Genomic DNA, 25,323 nt, shown 5'->3' on the forward strand with positions numbered 1-25,323 from the left:
GTCGAAGACTCGCGCGGAGAGGCCTTTGCCCACTATGGTTCGACAGGCTCACCATGACAGCCCTTTAACAACGTTATTTTCCCTTTYCAAGGMGACCCTGAGGGGACGGAGAGGCCTGTCAGTCTGAGCCTGTCGAAGACTCGCGCGGAGAGGCCTTTGCCCACTATGGTTCGACAGGCTCACCATGACAGCCCTTTAACAACGTTATTTTCCCTTTCCAAGGAGACCCTGAGGGGACGGAACTATCTCTTGAGCGTAGCAAAAAATCTTATACACCCTGCATTCCGATAAGCCGGTTGAGATGCAGGGCGTATAAGATTTCCGTCCCCTCAGGGTCTCTCCAAAGGAGGACCCTGAGGGGATCATGCAAGTCGCATCTGCATAGTTTTATACCTGGCAGGCGGCCTCAGGGTCCCTTTTCAAGGAGACCCTGAGGGTACGGAAAGAGTGTAGTTGATTCTCCACAACCGGGGAGGATTTAGGTGGGGCTTATTCCCCACCCGTTGCCCAACTGATCATACGGTTTACGGTGGCTACGCCCAGCTGGAGTTTGGCGGCTATTTTGCGTTGGCTGTAGCCCTGGCGGTGCAGATCGGCAACCTGGCGGGCGGTGCGGTCGCGGTCCTGCTGGTCGGGGCGGCGCAGGTGGCTGTGTTCGGGAGAGTGGCTGGTAACGGTGAACTGGAGCAGGCTGTTGCGGTGTTCGAGTTTAAGCAGGCAAACATTATCGGCGCCGTAGGTTTCGGTGGTGCTGCGTTGTTTTATTTGTTTAAGATAGCGGTAGCCGGGCATGGTTTGGCTTTCGCCGATGGCAAAGGCGCTGTCGCAAAAGTTCATGATCATTTTGCTGCCCTGCAAATCGTTGCGGCTTATGGGGACGGCGGTATTGCGTTTGGGCGTATGTGCCAGCACCAGGATGCTGAGGCCGTGGCGGGTTTTCAGGTATTTGAGTTTTTTCATGAGGGGCAGGGCCTCGCCGGCGCTTTGGGTGCCCTTGCGCAGGCAGGTAATGTTATCGATAATAAGCACGGTGGCGCCGGTGGTTTTAATGCCGCGGGTGAGCGCGCTTACCACATAGTCGTCGTAATTTTTTTGGTCCATGGGCAGCATGCTTAGCTGGTTATACTCGCCGCGGTGAAAGTTGTCGTCGAACTTATAGGTGCCGTTTTTATCGGTATAGCGCTGCTCAAATTGCTTGGAGCTGAGTTCAAAATCGATATACAACACGGGCGTGGGGTTGGCGCCCAACTGGAAACCTGTAATGGGTTTGCCGCGGGTAATGCTATCGCCCAGTTGCACGGCCAGGATGCTTTTGCCCATATTGGTATCGGCAAACATGATGCAGAGTTCGCCCTCAATCCAAAAACGGTCGAAGAGCATTTGGGGGCGGTCGCTACTTTTTTCCATGGTCATCCACTGGTTAAGGGAGTGGATGTGGAACAGGTCGGCCACCATTTCAGGGTCGGGAGTGGAGGAGGGCGTGGTTCGTGTTGCCTGGTTCGTGTTGGGCGGAACGATTCCGCGGATTTCGTTGCGGAGGCTTTCGATGATGGGTGGTCTTTGCATGGGTTTTTAGTATCAAGTAGTAAGTATCAAGTATCAAGATTTTTGATGTAGTAACGCGTGGGGATTTGGGTGAAGTTGTAACCGGCCAGGGATTCGGTGCCTACAAATTTACATATCCACTAAAACAAAAGTGGTGACACAAGTATGTCAGTAGCCGGGAGATCCTTCAAATTTCCGTGGCCAGGCGGGGAGATATGTTTTTTTGTTCATCTGCGGGTATCTGAAAAGAAGTCCATCATATTCTTGTGGTTTTTTTGCTGTTTATTGTTATTTTTTTGAATTTTTTTGCACTATTTGTGGTTATTCTTAGCGTTGGTTTATATGAATATGGGTGTGTAACTTAACTCCTGCTGCCCGGTTTTAAAAGGAAGTTTTTTTATGCCGAAGTTCGGGTTCGGGTTAAAAGTGTCAACTTATTAAAAAGTGTAAGTGGTTGATTATTAGCGCAAATGGTGTTCCATGCCTGGTTTTGTTGAAAATGTAAAGTGCTGATTGTCTGCACTAATGCGTTCCAGAGCGCTCCGGGTGTTCCAGGCGTTCCGGTGGAACGGTTTTGACAATTCCCGCACCCGGTAACCCGCTCCCCGAACCTCAAAACCTTTCACTCTTCACCTTTCGCCTTTAACCTTTCCTCACTTCCGCTTTTTTTCCTAATTTTGCGCATCCTTTCAAAATAAAACAATATTACCTTGGAGCACCAGGAATTAACCACCGTTGAAACCGCCAAAGATTTAGGCTTACTACCCGAAGAATTTGAACGTATTATAGAGATATTAGGGCGCGTGCCCAACTTTACCGAGCTATCTATCTTCGCGGTAATGTGGAGCGAACACTGCTCGTACAAAAACTCCATCACCTGGCTAAAAACCCTGCCTAAAGACAGCGACCGCATGCTGGCCAAAGCAGGTGAAGAAAACGCCGGCCTGGTTGACCTTGGCGATGGCATTGGCTGCGCCTTCAAAATAGAATCACATAACCACCCGTCGGCTCTTGAACCTTACCAGGGCGCGGCAACAGGTGTGGGCGGTATCAACCGCGACATATTTACCATGGGAGCAAGACCCATTGCCCAGCTCAATTCCCTGCGCTTCGGCGACCTTAAACTGGAGAAAACCCAGTGGCTGGTTAAGGGTGTGGTAAAAGGCATCAGCCATTACGGCAACGCCTTTGGCATCCCAACCGTAGGCGGCGAATTGTTCTTCGACGATTGCTACAACGTTAACCCGTTGGTGAACGCTATGTCGGCTGGTATTGTTAAAGCGGGCGAAACCGTTTCGGCAACCTCATACGGCGTGGGTAACCCTGTTTATATAGTAGGTTCTGCCACAGGTAAAGATGGTATCCATGGCGCGGCCTTCGCGTCTAAGGATATCAGCAAAGATTCGGTGAACGATCTTCCCGCCGTACAGGTAGGCGACCCTTTCCAGGAGAAACTGTTGTTAGAGGCTACCTTAGAGGTTATTAAAACCGGTGCCGTGGTTGGTATGCAGGATATGGGCGCTGCCGGTATCATCTGCTCCAACTCTGAAATGAGCGCCAAAGGCGAGCATGGTATGCGTATCGACCTGGATTTGGTACCTACCCGCCAGGCCAATATGAAGCCTTACGAGATCCTGCTTTCTGAATCACAGGAGCGCATGCTGATTGTGGTGCATAAAGGTCGTGAAAAAGAGGTGGAAGCCGTATTTGATAAATGGGACCTTAACTGCGCCATCATAGGCGAGGTTACTGACACCCAGCGTTTAGAATACTACATGCATGGCGAAAAAGTTGCCGATGTACCTGCCGACGACCTTGTTTTAGGCGGTGGCGCCCCGGTTTACGAACGCGAATACCGCGAGCCAGCCTACTATGCCATTAACCAGCAATTTAATATAAACGATGTGCCGGAACCTGCCAATTTGATCGAGGTTGCGGAACATTTATCTGCACACCCTAACCTGGCATCAAAACGTTGGGTAACCGATCAGTACGATAGCATGGTAGGTGTACAAACCATGACAGCCAACCTGGCCTGCGATGCAGCCGTTGTAGCCGTTAAGGATACCAACAAAGCTATTGTATTAACAACAGATTGTAACTCCCGTTACGTATACGCCGATCCTTACAAGGGTACTGCTATTGCCGTTGCCGAGGCTGCCCGTAACATTACCTGCGCCGGTGGCGAGCCTGTGGCTATTACCAACTGCTTAAACTTTGGTAACCCTTACAACCCCGAGGTATACTGGCAGTTTGTAAGCGCCATTAAAGGTATGGGCGATGCCTGCCGCAAGTTTGAAACCCCTGTTACCGGTGGTAACGTAAGCTTCTACAACCAATCTGCCGATGGTGGATCTGTATTCCCAACACCTACCATTGGTATGCTGGGTGTAATGGAAGATACCGAAAACATCATGACCGCCGATTTTAAACAACCCGGTGATTTGATCTACCTGATAGGCGAATCGGTTAATGATATCGCTTCATCGCAATACCTGGCCTCATGGCATAAAATAACAGCTTGCCCGGCCCCGCATTTTGATATTGATAAAGAGTACGCTATACAGCAAACCATTAAAGAACTCATCAAACACCGCGTGCTGGAAAGCGCCCATGACGTGGCCGATGGTGGTTTGTACACCTGCCTGTTAGAATCAGCCATGCCAAATGGTTTAGGTTTTGATATTGCTACCGATGATACCATCCGTAAGGATGCCTTCCTTTTCGGCGAGGCACAGGGTAGAGTAGTAGTAACCGTAGCACCCGAGGAGCAGGAGCGCTTTATTGAGTTTATGGCCACCAGCGAAACGGAGTTCAGCCTGCTGGGTACCGTAAACAATGGTTTCCTTAATGTTGACGAAGAACTGTTTGGCCACGTTACCGATGTGAAAATGGTTCATAGCAATGTATTACACTCTATTTTAGGCGAATAATGCTGAAACTAACCCGGGTACACCACATCGCTATCATCTGTTCCGACTATGAAAAGTCGAAACATTTTTACAGCGAGGTACTGGGTTTAAAAATAGTGCGCGAGGTATATCGCGAAGCACGACAATCATACAAGCTTGATCTGGAAGTGGGCGACCGCTACCAGATTGAGCTTTTTTCGTTTCCAGAACCCGTACCGCGTCCGTCACACCCTGAAGCTGCCGGCCTGCGCCACTTAGCCTTCGAGGTAGATGCCCTTGACGAAGCCATATTTCATCTCACCGAATTTGGCGTAGCCACAGAACCCATCAGGGTAGATGAAACTACAGGTAAGCGCTTTACCTTCTTTGCAGATCCCGATGGCTTGCCGCTGGAGTTGTATGAAAGATAGTAGTAAGTAGTTAGTATCAAGTATCAAGATTTTTTTGGTTTTTGGGCGAGGAACCGCGATGAAGCTGTCTTGCTACTTGATACTTACTACTTGATACTAATGCGCGCGTTGCCTGCGGCCAGGCTCTGTGCTCATACTGCACGGGCCTTAGCCACATTGGCCGGTATCCGCGTCGATCCTTAACGCATTGTCTGAACCGGAATTAAGGAATTTTCAGAATTTCTCGAATTTGCTTTTAAAATTCTGCTAATTCTTTAATTCTATAAACGGCGTAGCCTTCTTGAACACCTCTTAAAAACAAACAGAAAGTGAAAAATTCAGGTTCAGACAATTTTGCGTTAGGGACAGTAGCGGATACAGGCCCTGAGCGTAACGCCTTGTGACGTATGAGCGAATGGCCCGGCCGCAGGCAACGCCCACATATTAAATTCCCGTACTTAATAATTTGCGTTAATTTTCCGCATATTAATAACTTTGCGTTATGCCCACTACCCAGGATATTAAAGTAGCCGTTGATGCAGTAGTATTTGGATATACTTCAAAAGAGGGATTATCTGTGCTACTCATCAAACGCAACATCAATCCCTTCAAAAATACCTGGGCATTGCCTGGTGGCCTGGTTGGCAACGAAGAGACATTAGAGGATGCCGTACAGCGCGAACTAAAAGAGGAAACCGGCATCAGTATTAACTACCTGGAGCAACTGTACAGTTTTGGCAGCACGGGTCGCGACCCACGTAACAGGGTGATTTCTATCACCTACTATGGCTTGGTTAAACCGGATGCATTTGAAATTGAGGCCGCCACCGATGCTGCCGAGGTTGCATGGTTCAATATTAAAAAAATCCCCCAACTGGCGTTTGATCATAATGCCATCATTGGTGCGGCACACGATCGCCTTAAAAACAAAATCCTTTACCAGCCGGTAGGCTTCGAGCTGCTGGAAGAAAAATTTCCCTTCTCTGAACTGGAAAAGCTTTATATGGCTGTGTTGGATAGGGAGATTGACCGGCGTAATTTCAAAAAGAAAGTCATCAAGTTTGGCTTCCTGGAGGAAACAACTGAAAAGCAAGTGCTTGAGGGAGCGGGCCGGCCGGGAAACCTGTTTCGTTTTAATCAGCAGAAATATTTCCAGCTTCAAAAACAAGGTATCAATTTCGAAATTTAAGGTTTTGTCGTAAAAATAAAAAGGAGGGACTTGCGCCCCTCCTTTTTGTAAATATTAATAACCAGGGTTCTGGTACATCTTAACAGGATTAAGTTTGTACTCATCAAACGGTATTGGATAGTAACGATCTTTGGTGGCAAAGTTCGCCAGTTGTGCCAGGCCAAAATCAGTTTGTTTTTTTGCTCTAAAGTAAGCCACTAATTCATCGGTACTGAATGTACGGAGCAGGTCGTACCAGCGATGGTGTTCAAAAGCCAGTTCAACACGGCGTTCGTGTAAAATAGCCAGTTTTAGCGTTGGATATTTGGTAGCGTAATCGCCATTGGTCATTGATACAGCGTATGCAGGCATGCCTGCGCGTGCACGCACCTGGTCTAAGAAACTTATGGCGGTAGCGGCATCGCCAAGGTAGTTATTTACTTCGGCAAGCGACAGGATCACATCGGCATAACGCATCAGGATCCAGTCGTTACCGCCATAGCCGTTAATAGTGGCTTTATCACTTGCGTCCCTGAACTTGGTAACAAACCAATCTTTTACAATAGGATTGGCAGCGTATTTTACGGAGAACGTCATACGCGGATCGGTTGTTTCATATTCGTTGATCAAATCGTGAGTTACATTATAACCCGCGCCCGATGCAACTTTTTGCGAATTAATGGTCTCGCCCTTGGCCTGGAAATTAGCTGCAATTGACGAACTGTAATTCACATCCCCCTGAATATTTACAATCTGGAAGATCAATTCGGGACAAGATGTTTTTTTGGCGACATCAAAAACATTGGTATAAGGAATGTCGGTTAATGCACCGAATGTACGCATATTGTAAGCGGCCATTAAAAACGTTTTGGCGTTTGTAAGATTGGTTTGACGGTTGGCCTGGTTTAAAGTGGTTGCCATGGTTAGGTATACCTGGCCCAACAGGAAATTGGCAGCAGCTTTTGATACTCTTCCCGTAGCCGCCTGCAAATTTGGCAGCGGGCTGTTATTGATAACATCTTTTAAATCGGCAACTATCTGTTGGTATACAACCTCCTGCTTTTCGCGAAAGGTAGCGGCGGCTACATCTGTCGATGCCAGTTGTTTTGTTACCAGGGGCACATCGCCCCAAAGGCGTACCAATTCAAAATAGGTAAAAGCGCGTAAAAATTTGGCCTCGGCTGCGTATTGAAGTTTCAGGTTATTATCTGTAAACGGTACCTGGTCAATATGTGATAATACTACGTTGGCACGGGTAACGGTAGTGTACAATGATACCCAGTGGCTTTTAAGGTAAGTATTGGTTGGCAATATGGAAAAGTTGTTGAACTGGAAAGGTTCGCCTGAGTTTGACTGGTTATCGTTGGTGCCGGTATCATCAGAGCGTTGATCTGTCCACAAGTCGCTGCTTTCGCCAACATTATTACCGCTGCGCATGGATTGATATATTCCGTTTACGGCCAGCAGCACATCATTTGGCGTTTTATAACTTGCGTCAACGGTTATCGCATTGGGGTCGCTTTCATTCAAAAAGTCCTTTTTACAAGACGGACTTATCGCCACAACTGCGGCAAAGCAGGCAATGGCTACAAATTTCTTCTTCATCTCTATATCTCTTTAAAAAATTATCAAAAAGTAACATTAACACCTAAGTTGTATGACCTAACCAGCGGATAAGTACCATAATCTATACCCGGTGCAAGGTTGGCAGGCTGTGTGTTGTTTGATGCAGCGCCCGAATAGTTGTAATCAACATCGGGGTTATAGCCCTTATATTTGGTTATAGTAAACGCGTTTACTACGCTGGCAAAAACACGTGCTTTGCTTAGGCCCAGCGTATTTTGTAAAAAGCCCGGTAGTGTATAACCTAAGGTTAAGTTGGTACAACGCAGGTATGAGCCACTTTGCAGATAAAAGGTTGATAAACGTGTACTGTTGCTTTGTGTGCCTGCTCGTGAAGCGCGATAAACTTTACCATTACCCGGCTCGGCAGCGTTCCTGTAACGATTGGCAACGTCGGCGTATTGGTTGCCCGAACCTTCCATATTGTACAGGTAATAATCCTGCCCATCCAAAATCTGGTTGCCATATGAACCATTAAAAGACGCGGCTACATCAAAACGTTTATAGGTGCTGTTAAGGGCAAATCCGTAGGTGAATTTGGCATACGGTGAGCCGATGATTGTTTTATCGGCATCGTTTACTATACCATCGTGGTTTGTGTCAACAAACCACAGATCGCCTATTTTTGCGGGGTTGGTTTGTGAGGCAGAGGGAGCCGTTTTACCAAAATTCTCGGCAGTAATTATTCCGCCAACTTTAAAGCCATAAAACATGCCTATTGGCTGCCCCTGGGTAGTTATGCTGGTAAGGTATGATCGCTCGGCACCGTTAATGATCAGTGTATTATTGGTTGGCAGCTTAACAACTTTATTTCGGTTTAACGAAATATTGCCACTTGCGCCAAAGGTGAAATCTTTTGTGCTGATTATCCTGCCATCCAGCTGCAAATCAAACCCGGTATTACGTATTCTGGAATCGCGCAGGTTGGTTAAAATAGTTGTACTGCCTGATATTGCCGAAATGGGCTGATTATATAACAGGTTATATGAATAGCTGAGGTAGTAATTGGCGATGATATTTAAACGCCCGTTAAACAAGCCGATATCGGTACCAAAATTGTATTGTGATGTTGTTTCCCAGCTTAGGTTTTTATCCTTAATGCCACCCGGATAGGTAGCGGTTACTATACCGCCGTTTAATACAGCGCCTATAGGACTGGCAAGTGTTTGGGCGATAGCATAGTTAGGGATGTTGAAATTACCACTTTTACCCCAGCTTGCACGGAGTTTAACAGTGGATCCATCGCCAAGGAAGTGATGATAGAATGACTCTTCGGACAGGTTCCAGCCGGCGGCCACCGACGGAAAATAACCGTATTTGTTTGACTCGCCAAAGCGTGACGAACCATCGGCACGGAATGATGCCGTTAAAAAGTATTTACCGGCATAGTTATAATTGGCACGGCCAAGATAAGAAAGCAGCGTATAAGCGCTTTTTACAGCTGAATTTAAACTGAAGAATGCTGCATCGGCTCCTTTACCTGAAATTTCCGGCACATAATCACTCTGAAAGCCGTTTGCTTTTACGCTGATGTAATCGCTGGTGGTACGCTGCGCTGTATAGCCTGCCAATGCATCAAAGTGATGTTTACCAAACTGTTTATTGTAGTTTAAAGTGAACTCGGCAAGTTTATCAACATTAACCAGGTTTGAAGCAACAGCATTGGCAGCCAGTATTGACTGCTGCGATCCGGGAGGGAATGCGCCGCTGCTCAATGTGGTTGGGTAATAATAATCATACTTTTCGGTATAAGTTTGTGTACCCAGGTTGGTTTTAAAATTAAGGCCTGGCAAAATATTATAGGTGACGTTGGCATTGTAGGTGCTCCTGTATCCCTTCCGGTTAATTTTTATGCGTTCGGCAAGCGCCACCGGGTTTTCTATACCCTGGTAACCATACTGGCTTGAGCCTGCGGCCTCGGCATTGGTAGCCAGCGAACCATCGGCGTTGTAGGCCGGCAGGTATGGCATATAAATCAACGCGCCCAGTATAGGTCCATGATCAAAACGTCCCTCCTGGGCTTCCTGGTTAGTGTTTTCTGTGTACGATATGTTAGCGCCGATATGAATCCGTTTGCTTACATCGCCATCAACATTGGTGCGAAAGTTATAGCGCTGCTGGCCGGTTGTACGGATAATACCCTGCTGATTTTGGTAAGCGCCGCTTACATAATAACGGATGCCGTTTGAAGCGCCCGAAAATGACAGGGTATGTTTTTGCATAAACGCGTTGCGGTATAACTCGTCCTGCCAATCGGTATTTATGGTTTGTTTAATAGGCGTTTGTGTGGCAAAATTATACAATCCATCGGGTATGCTCACGCTGCCCGAGCTACCCACATTGGCAACACGGGTGGCGTTATTATCAGAGTACATGGCATCAGTCCAGGTATGGCCGCCATTAACCCACAGATCATGATAGGCGTTATTGCGGCCATCAATAACCAACAGCGCTGCCTGGTCGGCGTTCAGTAATTTTACTTTATGGGCAAGCTGATCTATACCGGTTTGCACATCATACTCAAACCGGCCTTTACCTTCTTTCCCTTTTTTTGTAGTAATAAGCACTACACCACCCGATGCCCGTGAACCATAAATAGCAGCCGATGCAGCATCTTTTAAAATGTCGATACTTTCTACATCGTCGGGATTAATAAAAATGTCGTTACCTGCCGGGTAGCCGTCTATTACATATAAAGGATCGGAACTGGCATTAAAAGATCCAACACCCCTAACCCTGATTTTGGTGCTGGTATAAGGCGCCCCGCTGGTTTGCGATACCTGCACCCCCGATACCTTACCGGCAAGCGCCTGGCCCAGGGAAGGGGCCGAAAGGTTAAGATCGCTTGATTTTACACTGGCAATTGACCCGGTGACATCACTTTTACGAATAGATTGGTAGCCTATGGCCACAACCTCGTTGAGCATGTTTGCTTTGGGTTTCATTTTTACATTGATAGTTGATGAGCTGCCAACAATTATTTCCTGCTGCTCATAGCCTATATAGTTAAAAACCAGCACAGCCCCTTCTTCGGCAGATATAGTATAACTACCGTTTGCACTGGTGGCCGTTCCTTTATCGGTGTTTTTTATACGTACAGATACACCGGGTAAGGGAAGATTGGTTTCATCGCTAACAACGCCCGAAACAGGCATAATGTACTGGTGTGCAATATTATACGAAACTGTAGCGTTCAACGTAAAAGGTTTTAGCAAAACCAGTAGGCACAAAACAGGTAACAAATAAAACCTGTTCAAAAGATTTGGGATAATCTTTTTATTCATATTTTTAAAAATTGATTGTTAAAGAAAACGACTTAAAGCCTTGGACCGCTTTTGAGTTATTTGACAATTATCCCGGACCGTGTGAATGTTAGTGCATTCACCGGTTCTTAGTTTATCGCCGAGTTCGATGTTAAGTTGATGTTAATGTTACATAGGCGATTTATTTAAAGGCGTGAGAAAAACATTAATAATTTGATAATTATTGCTACGCTATCATTAAAAAACATTAATTCGGAGTTATTAATGTTGTAGTAATGGCAACAAAGCTAACCGGGCTATCTTAATCAAAGGATAGCTTAGTGTTAAATTTACATTAACAAAAAAAGAGATATATCTATCAACAGCAGGCATCCCACTATAGCTAATTTTCAAGATACTACCAGGTAGTAAGGGTGAAATTCACGTTGTTGCTGCGCGACGAGGTTACGGCTATTCCGTTTTTGTTATCGCCAAGGAAAGAAAAGCCTTCCAGTTCGTCGGCCCTGTTTATACCATCCACCTGGCTGATAATTACCTGTTTACCAGCTGCTATTGATTTTTTAAGATCTATGTAGGTAAAGCGCCATTGCCTGCCTTCCATTTTATTTTGTATGAGCACTAATATGCCCTTATCGGCTTTCCAATATAAATTTTGCACCCAGGGTGTACAGATAAACTTTTTATAAAGCACCCCAGGCTCTTTTGTGCTTTTAGCTTTGGCCAGTTTTTCGGGGTCGTATAATCGTACCTCATTACCATGATCGCCATAATCGGCAGTGGCTACATACCATTTTCCATCATATTTTACATATTCCGGGCGGGTACCTTGTATACAGGCGTCATCCTCAATGGTATTAATTAAATTTCCATCAAGTGTACCTGTTTTAAGCAAACCTTTCCAGTTAACATTGTAGATTACCGCCCGCCATTGACTGCCCGCGGCATTAAGGCGAATAGAATTACCGATAAAAGTTGGGCCCCTGCCATTATAGGCGATGCCCGTTGGGTGGTTAATGATGTCCTGCCCCTTTTGTGTCAGCTTATATTCTTTATGCTGATATACCAGGCTATCGTTTTCCAGCTTAAACTCGCGGATCATACCTACTTCCCTGTCGCCGTATAAAAATATACGGCCTTTTTGGTAGGATATGCCCTGGCACGCGCCCAATGAATCGACAGTTATAGTACGTTTAAGCTGGTGATCAATATTACCGGTTGCTAAACTACCGATGCCTAATACAGCGGCTATTACGGTTAAAGTAATTTTTTGCATCGTTTTAATGTTTATCGGGGGTCAAGTGGTTCATCCGGGTCAATTTGTTTGGCATCTTCAACCGGGTAATATTCAACCTCGGTTTCGGCATTACGTTTGGCCAGTTTGTAAGGCACGTAGTTTAGTTCCTTTTGGCAGCGGGCATCCATAGTCATAATAAAATCGGTTTGCGATTTATCTGTTACTACAATCCCCGGCTTGTTGGCCGGAATGCCATATTTATAAATAAGCCTGGCGCTATTGCGCATATTGGTGGTGGTGTGGCGCGCATGTGGCTCAATGATGATGACGTTTTCTGGGATGTGCAGGTTTTTCACCAGGTACGCCTTCATTTCTTCGGCTTCGTTGTATGTTGTTTTGTACGGATGTACTTTGCCGCCGGAAACGATAATAAGCGGCGCTTTACCCAATTTATATTGCTGAACCGCCAGTCTGCACCGCAGCATGCCTTCGCCGCTTAAAGGTGATTTTAAGTTATCAGGTCCCGCCCCCGGTACTAAAATGTTTGAGTAGGGGTAATCAGACCATTTTATAGTTTTTATGCGGACAACAGCTGCTTTATTTACCCCAAGTTCCATAGGTTCGTAACTGGCGGGGTCCTGTCTTTCATTTATCTGCAGGTAAAGTAATGCCGCCCGCATTGGCGGTTCAAAAAATAACCCCATGTTTTTAACATCACCAATCAACGTTGTTGTGGCATCATACATCAACGTATAATAACCTTTTGTATGAACATTGTAACTGATAGAATCTATTTGCGGATAATTTGGTTTTTTGCCTTCGGCATATACAGCAATAGCATAATTAATGCTACCGGCGTCCTGTTGCCATGCTTTTAGTAATAACTGGCCGGCCGGTAAATTTTTGTACAAACTATAAGCGCCAGATGGGATCAGCTTTGTTTTAATCAGCCTATCCAGGGCGTTGCCGGGTTTATAAAGTGCCGTAAGACGCTCGCTTACTAAACTGATCTCTTCATCTGTAAGTTTAACGGCTGCCGTTAAACATGATGCATCTTTGCAGTTGGCGAGAGATGTATTAAGCGTATTTAGCTTTTGTTGGGTAAGCCGTGCCAGTTGATCATCGCGTTTAAGTACGGAGCTAACATCACTATCCTGCTCAAAAAGACTCAACAGATAGTAGTTTTTTACTTCTACGTAATCGGCCGGGATACTTTTACTCCTGGCAGGGGAGGAGGGCTGTGCATAAATGTTTAAGCAGCCAAGGCTTAGCAACGCCAGTATTAACTTTTTCATAGGTGTTTTACAAGACGTAAATAAAGCCTTTCAAATTAAATTTAAAGTTAACTCCAGGTAACAATCCTATATATCGTATTACCCTTATACGATGAAAACCCGTGCGGGCGCAAATAACTCTAAAGGGTCCGGGTACAAAAGGTAATCGGAATAGAGCTAATCATGATAAAATACAAATCCAAAGCGTGGGCATGATCGTTAACTCCATCAGGGGTCCATAAAAAGCCGAAGATTGGACCGTTCATTAGCGGATGTAAAACGTTTAACTGGGCAGAAAATGAAGCGTATTTGTGTGCATTCGCCGGGCAGGGGAACTTCAGGAAAAGATCGTTTATCTTCAGGTACTAATCGTCATCATCATCTGCCTTGCCGGTTAATTTTACCGGGTAAGTTTTTTTACCTTTTGCGGCATACCACAAAATGCGGTTCAGCATGTCGTCATTGCCACCATCAACGTGGTCGAACTGCGGTTTCGACGATGCTTTGGCATAATATAATGCCTGCCCTTTAAGTGCGGCAAGTTTGGGGTTGATATTATTTAACGGGATACGATTTGGCACTGCATTGTAAGTATATGCAGTTGGCCTGTTGCTAAAGCAACTAAACATTGGCAGCGCAGTTGCATCAATAATATTCATTGGTGGAATGCCCAATATTTGTTCTATCGACCGTACAATGCAAGTTTGGTTGTAATTGGTTGATACCGTTTTTTGCAACTGGCTGTACGGGCTTACCACAAAGCCTGTTGTACGGTAAGCAGATATATGGTCCCACCCGGCCTGCGAGTCATCTTCGGTAACAAATATTACCGTATTTTTCCAAAAGCGGCTTTTAGATACGGCCTCAATGATACGGCCGAGGGCGAGATCGTTATCTGCCACCATCGATTCCGGTTTAGGTAGTCCTGGACGGGTACCTTGTGTATGGTCGGTTGATAATGCCATTACCATAAGTTCAGGCAATTCATCGCCGGACTGTTTTTCATAACCCTTTAACTCATCAATAAAAGCCGAGGCCCGTATCTGGTCGGTTATTTTTAACTCGTCCGATCCGGGGTAGTTTTGGGATAGCATTGGCCTCACCCTTGATATGGTACTGGTGTTATAAAATTTAAGCGGGACGCCGGCTTTGTAGTTATTGTACATATCCGTCCAGCTTAATTTTTCATCGTAATGCGGTGCCGATGCTTCGCCGTAGATCCGTACTTTTTTACCGTGATCGGCGGCGTTATTCCATATAAAGCCTTTCTTATCGTACACCAGCGCGTCTTCCTGCACGTGCGGATAGCTGCGGAACCAGGCACGCACGTTTTTCTCCACATAATCGGTTACCATGGCCGCGTCAGTCCATTGGTGCCCTTCGGCTGAGCATTTGCCCGATGCATAGTAATTATCAAGCAACACAAAATCTTTGGCTAACTTATGCTGATTTGGGGTAATGCTATCGCCATAAATACATAAAGAGGGCATACCTTTGCCCTGCGGCAGATCGCCTAAAACCTGGTCGTAAGTGCGGTTTTCTTTGATGATGTATAGCACGTGCTTAAATACCGATGGTTCGCCAATACGATCAGGCATTGGCTTTGGGGCAATGTTTTTGCGCGGCACCAGTTGGGATATCTCCTGCCTGAAGGTAAGGTTGAGTGTTTTTACGCGGCTGGTATATTTTTTCAATAACTCGTCATCCGGCAATGGGATAATAGATACGGTAGCCTTTTCGTGGTGCGAGTTATAAGCGGTAACATTGTCAGGCACCTGCGAGGTTTTGAATTCTTTGGTACTCACACTTGATCCTTCGCCTTCCAGGTTGGTCACAAAAAGGGTGTTATTATCAACCAATAAACCACCCGGGTAAGCCTCGGTAGGTATAAACCCTTTAATTGTTGTTTTCCCCTTGCCGTTAGCCGAAGAGGTCGACCCAAGTTTAACTACGGCAACCGCGTTATCAAGCCCATTGGCAACAGACAAAGTATTACCATCGTTGCTAAGGGCCAAAGCGTTTGGCGAATCGCCGATATAACCATTTTTATCCTGCATTAACCTTACGGGGATGGTTTCAACAACTTTTAAAGTTGCGGCGGCTATTACCGATACGTTATCGCTGTTGGCATTGGCAACGTATAAAAAACGGTTGCTTTTATCGGTTATGATAACATTGGGGTGCAGGCCAACAGGAATTTCTTTCAGCACGTTACCACTTGCAATATCAAATACCTGTACGCTCCCAGAACTTGTTGCGCCGGTTTTGGGGTCGATATAGGTTTTACCATAGGGTACGCCAGCAGTTTCCCGGCCCGTTGTATCGGTCGGTTCGGCACCGCCCCAGTTGGTGATGAACAATTGCTGCCCAACCAATGCAAGGCCGTATGGTGCAACCCCGGTTGGTTTGGTATAAACGGTTTGCCGGGTGCTTAAATTAATTTTTACAACCTGGTTATTGCCATTTAAGGCCACATATAAGTAATCGGTACCGGCTTCATTATTAATCACCAGTTCGTTGGGTAATGCCAGCGGTGAAGGCGCCACCGGTTTGAATTCAAATGCGCTTTTAATACTGATATCTTGTCCGTTCCATACGGCTTGCATCACAAATGATTTATGTGAATCGCCATTGGCGGCGCTCCAGAAAATCTGTGTTTCAGTGCCGTTTTTATGAACCTTTAAGCCCGAGTAAGTGCTCATCAGGCCGTTGTATCGTTTATCTTTATTGTAAGTCCATTGTGCAATTACCTTGTTGCCAACCGAATCTATCAAGGTAATCCCATACCTGTCTTCAACAGCCAAAACCGACGTTCCCGGAATCAATTTAATGTCGAGACTATGGTTTTCAAAATTTGGATCGCCAAAGCGCACCACTTTTCCGGCCGGGTCAATCAGGCGGTTATAGGGCATTATTATGGGTAATGTCTTATTGTTTAAGGTGCTATCGTCGTATGCGCTGTGCATATTGGTTTGCTCCTGGTTGCCGCTGGTGCCCTCTGTTATAACCGAATGACAGGCAGAAAACAGCGCGATCAATAAAATACAAAAAGATAACGTAGGTATTTTCATAGTAGAAGATGCTCTGGATGATGGATGCCTTTCGGCGCTGTAGATTTTAATATATAATAGGCGACTGGTGCATATGGTGAAGCCGTCGTCTTATCGTTGCGCTTTCTGTTTCCAAACAAATTGCTCATATTTATGCAAGATACTTCCATTCTGCCATGAAAAACTGTGTACTCCTGTGTATGTGTTTAATTGTGTTGTGCGCTTGTTCACATAAAAAGCAACCTTCGGCAGAAACGAAACATGCTGTTAAGGCTAAAAAGTCAGCTAAAACTTCAACCACCAATAAGCCGCAATATACAAACCCCTTGTTTAATCAGTATGTGGTATTTATTAAATCTTTAAATTTTACCGACCCTGAAAACGCGACAAAGGCCGCAAAAAAATATGCAGAACTATTCAAAGGACAAGCCCCTGCCACCTGCGATACCGCTTTTTTGATTTTTAGCAACTATTATGATAAGCTTAATCTTGAACTGGACGACATACATCAAAAGGCAACAGGTATGGCCGATACTGAACTGGCGGGCAACGTGAAACCGGAAAAGTTGCGGGCAAAAGCCGGCAGCTATTTAATTAAATTGAAAAATAATGGGTTTGATATCACTATGGAAGAAGGTGTTGCCTATGTAGGCCAGGATAGAGATTTTATAGCCCGATGGTTTTATGATTTCGTATCGCCGGTAATGAAAATGTACCTGGAGCAGCTAAATAAGGAAAATAAAGATATTTATATAGAAGACGCTTCGATAACGATAAGCGCAAAGCAGTTGGTAGACAGGGAGATATGGTGGGAGCAATTTGTTGAGGAAAATCCTGGTTTTATAAGTATTGCCGATGCTGCCATTAACCAAAAAAGCTATTTGCAGGCACTCCTCCAGGGAACCGATAACACCTGGATCATGGACGATCAGAACAATTTAAACGATTTTTTTAAAGATGCCTACGAATATTTGCTGGATAAATACCCTTCATCGGCTGCCGCTAAATTAATAGCGCCTTATTATGCCTTTTTAAAAGCAGGGCGCAGATACAGGGCCGATAGTTTGATGAATGTTTATAAAAAGGAGGGGGTAACGGGGTGAAAAATTTACTTCACCAGCAGTTTTTCAAACGCGGCACTATCACCTTTAAAAATACTCATATCAACTCTTTCATTAATACCGTTGATGCGGGCCCTGTCCGAATGTTGCCAAAATTGCCAGTTGGTATTGCTGCCCACCTTTAATTTGGGTTGATAATAGTGAGCTATCCAAAGTGGGTACTCATCAAAATAGCCTTTCAGATAATCCTGGTAAAAGCTCAGGTTGGTGTAAATGATAGGTTTTACCCCCGTTTTAGTTTCTACCTGGTGAATGAACAGCTTGAGCTGGATACGCATTTTTTCGGGCGTGGTGCGGTATAGTTTTTCTACATCAACAACCATCGGCAGGTCGCCTTTTTCAATTTTTACGGTTTGCAGCATAAATTTGGCCTGCCATAAACCGCTTTTCTGGGGTAAAAAGTAATGATATGCGCCGCAGATAAGTCCGGCCTTAGGGGCCTCGCGCCAGTTACGCTGAAAGTAGGGGTCGGTCATTAAAATACCCTCGGTAGCCTTAATGAACGCGAACTTGATGTGTACTCCGTCGTCATTCATGGCCTTTACCTTTTGCCAGTTTATTTTGCCCTGGTACGATGATACGTCAATACCATGTACCGAGTAATTTGCCGGGATCCTGACACCAAAATTTTTGTAAGTACGGTAATTGGTATTCTCCCCTGAATCGAGGATCCATCGCCAGGTTGCGGTAGCTGTTTTTAAAACATAGCCGTAGTAAAAGGGCGAAAGTAGGATGAGTAATAAGCCAATAGCAGCAAATATCCATCCTTTAGAGATTCCTGAAGAGGTTGTTTTCTTCGCGGCAGGTTTCCGTTTAACCGGAGCTGTGGTTTTGGCAGGTGTTTTTTTAACAGGAGGCGGCACAAAACAAAATTACTAAAATGCGCCCGCATATTAGCTGCCTTAATAAAATGCTAAATAATATTAAATGGATTATTTTTAAAGTAGGCTATTTTATATTGAAACATTTCGGCCATTTTACCGGCCCGCCATTTGGCTTCGCCGGCTTTTTCGCCGGCAAAAAGTTCGTCAACAGTAGCCGTAAATAAATTCAGCCATTCATTAAAATGCTTTTCGTCAATGGGTAGCCTTGCATGCGGCGGAAACGGCGCGCCGTTATAAGTATGCTCCTGCAACAGCAAGGTTTGCCAAAAAGTATACATTTTTTCCAGGTGCGGCAACCAGTTATCACCCAAACGTTCGCTAAAAACAGGGCCAAGCAAGGCATCTTCGGCAACTTTGGTGTAAAAGGTGTCAACTAATAGCTTGATATCTTCTAATGAAGTTATATCGTGTTTATTATCCATTGTCAATTCAAATTTAGATAGTAACTCATCAAAAACCGAACAAATCCAAAATTCTAATCCCCGAATCTTAAATAACGACAGGTTATGACATTGAACAGATAAAATAACCAGCCCTTTTCCTGCTTATCTTTTTTATTAAAAACCATTTTAGCGCCGGATAAATTATATTTGGGCATGAAGGTAATGAAGATCATCAAAGAATCGATATCTATCGGGTTGGGTATTTTAGCAGCCGGTTTTGGCCTTAAGGGGTTCCTGTTATCAAGCCATTTTATTGATGGAGGTGTAACAGGTGTATCAATGTTGGTTGCAGATTTGTCGCCTATCCCTATTTCGGCGCTTATTTTTGTAATCAATGTTCCTTTTTTATGGTTGGGTTATAAAAAGCTGGGACTGTGGTTTGCCATAAAAAGTACCATTGCTATTGGCTTGCTATCGGTAAGCCTGATAGTTATCAGTTTTCCGGATGTAACGCATGATAAGTTGCTTACTGCAGTTTTTGGCGGCGTATTTATTGGTACAGGCAGCGGCCTGGCCATGCGGGGTGGCGCCGTACTTGATGGTACCGAGATAGCGGCTGTACTCATTAGCAAACGAACCCAACTGTTAAAAGTGAGCGATTTTATTTTGCTGTTGAATGTAGTGATATTTGGGCTTGCTGCTTTTTTGCTGGGCGTTGAGCCGGCCATGTACTCCATATTAACGTATATGGCTGCCGCCAAAATGATCGATTTTATTTTGAATGGTATTGAACAGTATTCGGGCATCACGGTAGTATCTACCCATAGCGAGGCCATCCGCAGGGCAATTACGCATACACTTGGCAGGGGTGTTACCATTTACCAGGGTAAAAGTGGTTACGGGAAGGATGGCCACGTAAACGATCCGCGGGATATTATTTTTACCGTTGCCACCCGGCTGGAAATTCCATCGTTAAAACAAACCATCCTGCGGATTGATCCCAAGGCATTCATTGTACAGCAAAGCGTGGATGATACCACCGGGGGATTGTTGAAACGCAAAGGATTACATTAGTTGTGAGTTGTGAGTAGTGAGTAGTGAGTGGTGAGTGGTGAGTGGTAAGTGGTGAGTGGTGAGTGGTTATTAAAATGGGCTGTTAATTTAGAGTTTAAATAGTTATGAGTAAAATAACACCTTTTCACGTTGCTGTGCCGGTTTATGACCTGGACGAGGCCCGCAAATTTTACCGCGAAGTTTTGGGATGTAGCGAGGGCCGCAGTGATACAAATTGGACAGATTTTAATCTGTATGGCCACCAGTTTGTTATCCACTTAAAACCTAAACCGGTTGATGATGGCAAGCATCATTTTAACCCGGTTGACGGTCATGATGTACCTGTGCCCCATTTTGGTGTGGTACTGGAATGGAATGACTGGGTTGCTCTTGAGACTAAGCTGAAAAGCCTTAATGTGAATTTTGTTATTGAACCCTACATCCGTTTTAAGGGCCTGCCCGGCGAACAGGCTACCATGTTTTTCCTTGATCCGTCGGGTAACGCGTTGGAGTTTAAGGCTTTTAAGGATATGGGGCAACTGTTTGCGATTTAACTACCCCGGGAAACCGTAATTCTTTTTTGCTGCTTTAATCCATTCACGTGCTATCAATTCGTGCCCGGCCGGCATGGGGTGCACACCATCCCAAATCCAGAATTCGGCGGGCGCTTTTTTGAGGGCGGCATTAAAGATAGTTTGCAAAGGGACAAAAACGGCATTGTATTTTTGCGCCAGTTGTTTAGCCACCAGTTGTCGCTGAGTTATTTCGTCCTGCCAGCGTTTTAAATCGGTATTCACCTGGCCAACAGGTAAAATAAAGGGCTCGCAAATCAACAATTTTATATCGGGGAGCGCGGTTTTGGTTTGATTTAGCAGGGCGTCGTAGTCGTCTCTAAACTGATCAACAGTGCTTGGATTGTTATTGCGGATTACGTGGTGTACATCATTTACACCGATCAGGATATTTAGGATATCGGGCTTCAAATCTAACGTGTCTTTTTGCCAGCGCGCCTGCAGGTCGCGTACGGTGTGGCCGCTGATGCCACGGTTTATAAACATCAGTTGCTGGTCGGGATGATCAAACCAAAGTCTGCCTGCTACCAGGTACGGGAAACTTTGGCCCATAATATGGTTCCAGTCTTTATCGTATGACCGGCCGCCATCGGTTATGGAATCGCCCTGGAAAAGGATGGTTTTGGCGCTGCTGCCACCTTTAAACACGTTTGATAAAGGCGCGGCAAAAACATGGGGCGCAGCAATGGAGCCCAATGCGGTTAAGGTAACCTTTTTTATAAAATCGCGTCGTTGGTTTGTTTTAGCGTTGGTCATTGTCGCAGTGTTTCTGTTTGTCAGTATTTGCCATCTCTGATGGACTTGATTAAATTTTTGAGCCGGTTATTTTATACAACATCCCTTTTTTGGTATTAAAGGCAGTTAAGTAGCCGTTAGCTGTTTTAACCGACCTGGCGTGTACCCCCATTATTTTTACCGGGGCAATGGTGCGCAGTTTGCATATACCACCGGTTACCGATAAAACCGACGCGGTAACTATCTGCTTGTTTTTCCAGTTCATGGCTATCTGGAAATTGCCGCGTGCTTTTAAGCCCGAGATATTTCCTTCGGCCCAGGCATCGGGAATGGCGGGTAGCAGGCTAATCTCGCCCGATTGGCTTTGAACCAGCATTTCGCACATGCCGGATAATGCCCCAAAGTTGCCGTCGATCTGGAACGGCGGATGTGCATCAAACAAATTTGCATATGAACCGCCGCCATTGGCATAATTGGTTTTTGACGATCCGGTAAGCTTTAACAGGTAATGGATCATTTTATAGGCATGGTTACCATCAAGCAATCGGGCCCAAAAGTTAATTTTCCAGGCCAGGCTCCAGCCGGTACCGGCATCTCCCCTAAGTTCCAGCGTTTTTTTTGCGGCTGCGGCAAGTTCCGGGGTCTGGATAGGGGAGATCTCATGGCCCGGAAATACGGTGAATAAATGTGATACGTGCCTGTGATGCGGATCGGTATCTTCCCAATCTTTATACCACTCCTGCAGGTTTCCTTTTTTGCCGATGTGCAACGGATACAATTGCCTGCGGTAGGCAATTACTGAATCGCGAAAAGTCTTATCGGTGCCTAATTGGCTTGCGGCATCAATCACGTTGGTAAATAAATCCCAGATGATAGCCATATCCATGGTTGTGGCTACAGATACGGTACCTTGTTTGCCTTTATCGTCGATAAAACTATTTTCTGGCGATAGGGAAGGGGCAGTTACCAGGTAGCCTTTGTAAGGTACCAAAAAGTCCATACAAAAATGGGCGGCGCCCTTCATGAGCGGATAAGCGGTATCCCTGAGATAGGCTTTATCATTTGTAAACTGGTAATGCCACCATAAATGCTGTGATAACCATGGCGATCCCATTGTCCAGTTGGCCCACATAGGGTCGCCATGCCCTATATCGCCAACGGGGTTTGATAAGGCCCAGATATCGCTGTTATGGTGCACAGCCCAGCCCCGCGTATGGTAAAAGTCTTTGGCCGTAACCTGGCCCGTAATGGAGGCGTTTTTAATGAAGCTTATAAATGGTAATTGCATTTCCGACAAGTTGGCCACCTCTGCGGGCCAATAATTCATTTGCACATTGATGTTCGTGGTGTAATTTGAACTCCATGGCGGCCGGATCTCCTTATTCCAGATGCCTTGTAAGTTAGCCGCTGGCCCGCCCGGGCGGGAGCAGGAGATTAACAAATACCTGCTGAATTGGAAATATAATGTTTCAAATGAGGGATCGTTAGCCCCTTCCGAATAGTTAAATAGCCGCTCGTCTGTTGGCACCAAAGCGTTTTTGTCATCCGCAGGCGCAGCGAGGTTAAAGGCCACCCGGTTAAAATATTGGTGATAATCATCGTAATGACGGGCCAGCAAAGTTGGCCAGCTCTTTTCGACCGCAGCATCCAGGTAACCGGATGCCAGCTGATGTTCGTCTTTGCCATCTGCATCCGGGCATTTATCAAAGCCATTGAAACTTGTTGCTGCTGATAAGTAAATAGTAACATCGGTAGCGTTTGTCACCCTGATGCCTGTAGTATCGGCATTTATCAATCCATCATTACTCAGTGCTTTAACCTGTAATTCATAGCGCATGCCACGGCAACCAGGTTTATCATTAAGGGCAAGCGTATCTTTTAAGTTAACGTAACTGGGCTGTAGGTGCGAGGGTGCTTGTCCCTTCATTAAAATCTGGTTGTTGGATACAACAACGTTTTGATATGCTAACCCATTACCGGTGCCTAAGGTAAAATTCAATTTACCGGCCTCGCTTGCTGTAAACCGGATAGCGATAACCTGGTCGGGTGCCGAACTGATGATTTGCCTGGTATATTCTACGCCATCGATTGTGTAACGGGTTGTAGCAATCGCGTTACTAATGTCCAGGTCGCGATAGTAGGTTGTTGGGATAGTATCTTTCAGCTGCTGGGTGATAGTAAGATTGCCCAGCGGCAGATAGGATTCTGAGAAATAGCCCTGCATTTTTTTTGCATACTCATTAGCCTGTGCATAGTCTTCATTTTTTAACAACGCTTCCCTTGCCAGCTGTAAATTGTCATAAGCCTGCGGGTTTACGTTAGTGCGTACCGGGCCGCCGGTCCATAAAGTGGCCTCGTTAAGCTGGATCAGCTCGTGGCCTACGCCGCCAAATACCATGGCGCCCAGCCGTCCGTTGCCTATGGGCAGGGCCTCCGTCCAAACTTTTGCGGGCTGCTTATACCAAAGTTTTAAATTTTGCTGGCAAAAGGTCGTTAACGGCGCCAACGCCATTAATAAGGTGGCTATTTTTTTGTTCATGAAGCTGATGTGCAGATTTATAAGCGACTAAATTATAAAACTTAATTGGCTTTAAACAGGCAATGTTATCAGCGGTATTAACAATTGAAAGTAGTGTAGATTATTGAAAATGTTGATTGACACGAATAGATTAGCTATGGGATACGAATTAGATTAATTATGGGATAAGTGAAATGTTTTGATAGCTTGTGTTAGCAATGGGAGATAGGTTGTAAACCAGCGTGGTAAATTATCTATGTCAATACTGGAAATGACATTTTTCCCGTTAAAAGCGGCCAGTGGTTTAGGTAAAAATTCCGATGTATCGATGATCTGCAGATGATCTAAAATCTGATAATGTTCATTCAACATTTCAAGATTTCCGTAAAGTTATTTTCAATATCCCATTTTGGTACATTGTGGCCTCCTTTTTTGGTTCGGATACCGACACGCATTTCAGAAATATCAACGTCGGATAAGCCGAGAAAAAGCATTATAATGCTATAGCCTTCTTTTTTAAATCTCTTGGGAAAATCCCATGTAGCGTAGCTTGGAAAGTGTCCTTCATAAACGAAATTATCTCTATTGGCTAATGCCTCTTCGACTAACCGCGTAAGTGTCTCCATCACAAATTCCCCAGCTAATCTTTTAGCTTCCTTCGGCGACTTGGTAATAGACGGAAAAAGCTCTTTACTTTTGGACATATATAGCTTGTCGCCATCAAAAACGCTATAGTGATCGGTAATATCCTTTGGGAAGTAATCAGGTCCGAAAGTTGATTTCCCAGCACCATTGGAGCCGGTTATCAAATAAAGTGTTGGCATTAATTGGAGTTTAAACCAAACCTAAGCGTTTTCGCAATAGCGTACCATCTTTTGATGATAGTTTTTTTAGAGAAACAAAATCATTTTTGCCCTTTATATATGACACCAAATGAATGGAATGATCGGGATATTCAAGATAACATTGGTCCTTAGGTAAGTCGGCAACATTGATCATAAAAGGCTGGCCCGCATTTAATGTTTCTGTACGAAGGCGATGGACAGCATTTGATCCAACATTTTCAAGCACTTCTAATTCACTCATAGCTATTAGTTTTTACCGTTATTGTAAATTTACAAAAAAACTTTTGAATCGCGCGTTAATCCACAACCTTCACCGGGTGCTTATGCTCATCAATAGCCACAAAGGTAAATGTGCCGGTGATGGCCTTTTCGCGCACAAAGGAGTACATCTCTTCAATAAAGATCTCAACCAAAACTTTCATACTGGTATTGCCAATATGCGATACGGTGCCCACCAGTTCGATAATGGTACCTGCAGGGATAGGTTTATTAAAATCAATCCTGTCGGATGATACAGTAACCATCCGTTTGCGGGTAAAACGGGTTGCCGTTATAAACGCTACCTCATCCATCATGGCCATAGCCGAACCGCCAAACAGCGTATCGTAATGGTTGGTATTATTAGGAAACACGGTTTTAAAAATGCGTGTTTCTGATGCTTTTATTCTTTCGTCGATGGTCATGCTGGGTTCCTGATGATTGATTTAAGCATGTCATTGCGAGGCATGAAGCAATCGCACGCGTGCATTGCGCA

At 45.1% G+C, this 25,323-nt stretch carries 19 protein-coding genes; 6 read left to right on the plus strand and 13 right to left on the minus strand.

The features are described from left to right. Positions 1-489: 489 nt before the first annotated feature. Positions 490-1,566, minus strand: coding sequence for an AAA family ATPase (locus AC1DXF_RS28010; protein WP_477451991.1), 1,077 nt, complete (start codon positions 1,564-1,566; stop codon positions 490-492). A 689-nt stretch (positions 1,567-2,255) separates the two neighbouring features. Here AC1DXF_RS28010 and purL point away from each other — a divergent pair. The 3 genes from purL (at position 2,256) to AC1DXF_RS28025 (ending at position 6,035) form a co-directional block, all read left to right on the plus strand. Beyond that, entirely contained in the window at positions 2,256-4,478 is a 2,223-nt protein-coding gene (gene purL / locus AC1DXF_RS28015; protein WP_477451992.1) for a phosphoribosylformylglycinamidine synthase subunit PurL, read from the plus strand. Further along, complete coding sequence (gloA2, locus tag AC1DXF_RS28020; RefSeq protein ID WP_477451993.1) at positions 4,478-4,867, plus strand: SMU1112c/YaeR family gloxylase I-like metalloprotein; 390 nt, start codon at positions 4,478-4,480, stop codon at positions 4,865-4,867. The genes purL and gloA2 overlap by 1 nt, the downstream gene beginning before the upstream one ends. A 481-nt stretch (positions 4,868-5,348) precedes the next feature. Further along, positions 5,349-6,035, plus strand: coding sequence for an NUDIX hydrolase (locus tag AC1DXF_RS28025; RefSeq protein ID WP_477451994.1), 687 nt, complete (start codon positions 5,349-5,351; stop codon positions 6,033-6,035). Positions 6,036-6,089: 54 nt separating this feature from the next. Here the strand turns inward: AC1DXF_RS28025 and AC1DXF_RS28030 are convergent, their stop codons facing one another. The 5 genes from AC1DXF_RS28030 to AC1DXF_RS28050 all read right to left on the minus strand — a co-directional run bounded on the left by AC1DXF_RS28030 (position 6,090) and on the right by AC1DXF_RS28050 (position 16,479). Next, positions 6,090-7,619, minus strand: a complete 1,530-nt coding sequence (locus tag AC1DXF_RS28030; RefSeq protein WP_477451995.1) for a RagB/SusD family nutrient uptake outer membrane protein — start codon at positions 7,617-7,619, stop codon at positions 6,090-6,092. A 23-nt stretch (positions 7,620-7,642) separates the two neighbouring features. Then, complete coding sequence (locus AC1DXF_RS28035; protein WP_477451996.1) at positions 7,643-10,921, minus strand: SusC/RagA family TonB-linked outer membrane protein; 3,279 nt, start codon at positions 10,919-10,921, stop codon at positions 7,643-7,645. Positions 10,922-11,297: 376 nt separating this feature from the next. Further along, positions 11,298-12,173, minus strand: coding sequence for a hypothetical protein (locus AC1DXF_RS28040; protein WP_477451997.1), 876 nt, complete (start codon positions 12,171-12,173; stop codon positions 11,298-11,300). Positions 12,174-12,184: 11 nt separating this feature from the next. After that, entirely contained in the window at positions 12,185-13,429 is a 1,245-nt protein-coding gene (locus AC1DXF_RS28045; RefSeq protein ID WP_477451998.1) for a YdcF family protein, read from the minus strand. Positions 13,430-13,773: 344 nt separating this feature from the next. Then, complete coding sequence (locus AC1DXF_RS28050) at positions 13,774-16,479, minus strand: bifunctional YncE family protein/alkaline phosphatase family protein (protein ID WP_477451999.1); 2,706 nt, start codon at positions 16,477-16,479, stop codon at positions 13,774-13,776. Positions 16,480-16,784: 305 nt separating this feature from the next. Here AC1DXF_RS28050 and AC1DXF_RS28055 point away from each other — a divergent pair, with 305 nt between their 5' ends. Continuing rightward, entirely contained in the window at positions 16,785-17,561 is a 777-nt protein-coding gene (locus tag AC1DXF_RS28055) for a hypothetical protein (RefSeq protein WP_477452000.1), read from the plus strand. 5 nt (positions 17,562-17,566) lie between these two features. On the opposite strand, the gene AC1DXF_RS28060 is transcribed toward AC1DXF_RS28055, so the two are convergent. Both AC1DXF_RS28060 and AC1DXF_RS28065 read right to left on the minus strand, forming a co-directional pair. Then, complete coding sequence (locus tag AC1DXF_RS28060; protein WP_477452001.1) at positions 17,567-18,442, minus strand: glycoside hydrolase family 25 protein; 876 nt, start codon at positions 18,440-18,442, stop codon at positions 17,567-17,569. Between the two features lie 50 nt (positions 18,443-18,492). Further along, on the minus strand, positions 18,493-18,885 hold the full coding sequence (locus tag AC1DXF_RS28065; protein WP_477452002.1) for a group III truncated hemoglobin: 393 nt from the start codon (positions 18,883-18,885) through the stop codon (positions 18,493-18,495). Positions 18,886-19,059: 174 nt separating this feature from the next. On the opposite strand from AC1DXF_RS28065, the gene AC1DXF_RS28070 reads away from it, so the two are divergent. Both AC1DXF_RS28070 and AC1DXF_RS28075 read left to right on the plus strand, forming a co-directional pair. Next, the gene (locus AC1DXF_RS28070; protein WP_477452003.1) at positions 19,060-19,920 is read left to right on the plus strand and encodes a YitT family protein; all 861 of its coding nucleotides are present in this window, start codon (positions 19,060-19,062) and stop codon (positions 19,918-19,920) included. A gap of 104 nt (positions 19,921-20,024) precedes the next feature. Beyond that, positions 20,025-20,453 (plus strand): VOC family protein, encoded by a 429-nt coding sequence (locus AC1DXF_RS28075; RefSeq protein WP_477452004.1) that lies wholly within the window; start codon positions 20,025-20,027, stop codon positions 20,451-20,453. On the opposite strand, the gene AC1DXF_RS28080 is transcribed toward AC1DXF_RS28075, so the two are convergent. The 5 genes from AC1DXF_RS28080 to AC1DXF_RS28100 all read right to left on the minus strand — a co-directional run bounded on the left by AC1DXF_RS28080 (position 20,454) and on the right by AC1DXF_RS28100 (position 25,252). Further along, positions 20,454-21,227, minus strand: a complete 774-nt coding sequence (locus AC1DXF_RS28080; protein ID WP_477452005.1) for an SGNH/GDSL hydrolase family protein — start codon at positions 21,225-21,227, stop codon at positions 20,454-20,456. It abuts the gene before it with no gap. 49 nt (positions 21,228-21,276) lie between these two features. Continuing rightward, the gene (locus AC1DXF_RS28085) at positions 21,277-23,745 is read right to left on the minus strand and encodes a glycoside hydrolase family 95 protein (protein WP_477452006.1); all 2,469 of its coding nucleotides are present in this window, start codon (positions 23,743-23,745) and stop codon (positions 21,277-21,279) included. Between the two features lie 344 nt (positions 23,746-24,089). After that, positions 24,090-24,548: a zeta toxin family protein gene (locus AC1DXF_RS28090; RefSeq protein WP_477452007.1), complete on the minus strand. Its 459-nt coding sequence runs from the start codon at positions 24,546-24,548 to the stop codon at positions 24,090-24,092. Positions 24,549-24,558: 10 nt separating this feature from the next. Beyond that, positions 24,559-24,810 (minus strand): hypothetical protein, encoded by a 252-nt coding sequence (locus AC1DXF_RS28095; RefSeq protein WP_477452008.1) that lies wholly within the window; start codon positions 24,808-24,810, stop codon positions 24,559-24,561. 55 nt (positions 24,811-24,865) lie between these two features. Continuing rightward, complete coding sequence (locus AC1DXF_RS28100) at positions 24,866-25,252, minus strand: acyl-CoA thioesterase (RefSeq protein WP_477452009.1); 387 nt, start codon at positions 25,250-25,252, stop codon at positions 24,866-24,868. Positions 25,253-25,323: the final 71 nt, after the last annotated feature.

It is taken from the genome of Mucilaginibacter sp. P2_A5, from assembly GCF_056404995.1.

Bases quoted from the DNA above. Each gene is read 5' to 3' on its own strand.
- AC1DXF_RS28045 (WP_477451998.1), bottom strand. From the start codon at position 13,429: ATGAAAAAGTTAATACTGGCGTTGCTAAGCCTTGGCTGCTTAAACATT.
- AC1DXF_RS28065 (WP_477452002.1), bottom strand. From the start codon at position 18,885: ATGGATAATAAACACGATATAACTTCATTAGAAGATATCAAGCTATTA.
- AC1DXF_RS28040 (WP_477451997.1), bottom strand. From the start codon at position 12,173: ATGCAAAAAATTACTTTAACCGTAATAGCCGCTGTATTAGGCATCGGT.
- AC1DXF_RS28080 (WP_477452005.1), bottom strand. From the start codon at position 21,227: ATGACCAACGCTAAAACAAACCAACGACGCGATTTTATAAAAAAGGTT.
- AC1DXF_RS28030 (WP_477451995.1), bottom strand. From the start codon at position 7,619: ATGAAGAAGAAATTTGTAGCCATTGCCTGCTTTGCCGCAGTTGTGGCG.
- AC1DXF_RS28025 (WP_477451994.1), top strand. From the start codon at position 5,349: ATGCCCACTACCCAGGATATTAAAGTAGCCGTTGATGCAGTAGTATTT.
- AC1DXF_RS28075 (WP_477452004.1), top strand. From the start codon at position 20,025: ATGAGTAAAATAACACCTTTTCACGTTGCTGTGCCGGTTTATGACCTG.
- AC1DXF_RS28070 (WP_477452003.1), top strand. From the start codon at position 19,060: ATGAAGGTAATGAAGATCATCAAAGAATCGATATCTATCGGGTTGGGT.
- AC1DXF_RS28050 (WP_477451999.1), bottom strand. From the start codon at position 16,479: ATGAAAATACCTACGTTATCTTTTTGTATTTTATTGATCGCGCTGTTT.
- AC1DXF_RS28010 (WP_477451991.1), bottom strand. From the start codon at position 1,566: ATGCAAAGACCACCCATCATCGAAAGCCTCCGCAACGAAATCCGCGGA.
- AC1DXF_RS28035 (WP_477451996.1), bottom strand. From the start codon at position 10,921: ATGAATAAAAAGATTATCCCAAATCTTTTGAACAGGTTTTATTTGTTA.
- AC1DXF_RS28100 (WP_477452009.1), bottom strand. From the start codon at position 25,252: ATGACCATCGACGAAAGAATAAAAGCATCAGAAACACGCATTTTTAAA.
- gloA2 (WP_477451993.1), top strand. From the start codon at position 4,478: ATGCTGAAACTAACCCGGGTACACCACATCGCTATCATCTGTTCCGAC.
- AC1DXF_RS28085 (WP_477452006.1), bottom strand. From the start codon at position 23,745: ATGAACAAAAAAATAGCCACCTTATTAATGGCGTTGGCGCCGTTAACG.
- AC1DXF_RS28095 (WP_477452008.1), bottom strand. From the start codon at position 24,810: ATGAGTGAATTAGAAGTGCTTGAAAATGTTGGATCAAATGCTGTCCAT.
- AC1DXF_RS28090 (WP_477452007.1), bottom strand. From the start codon at position 24,548: ATGCCAACACTTTATTTGATAACCGGCTCCAATGGTGCTGGGAAATCA.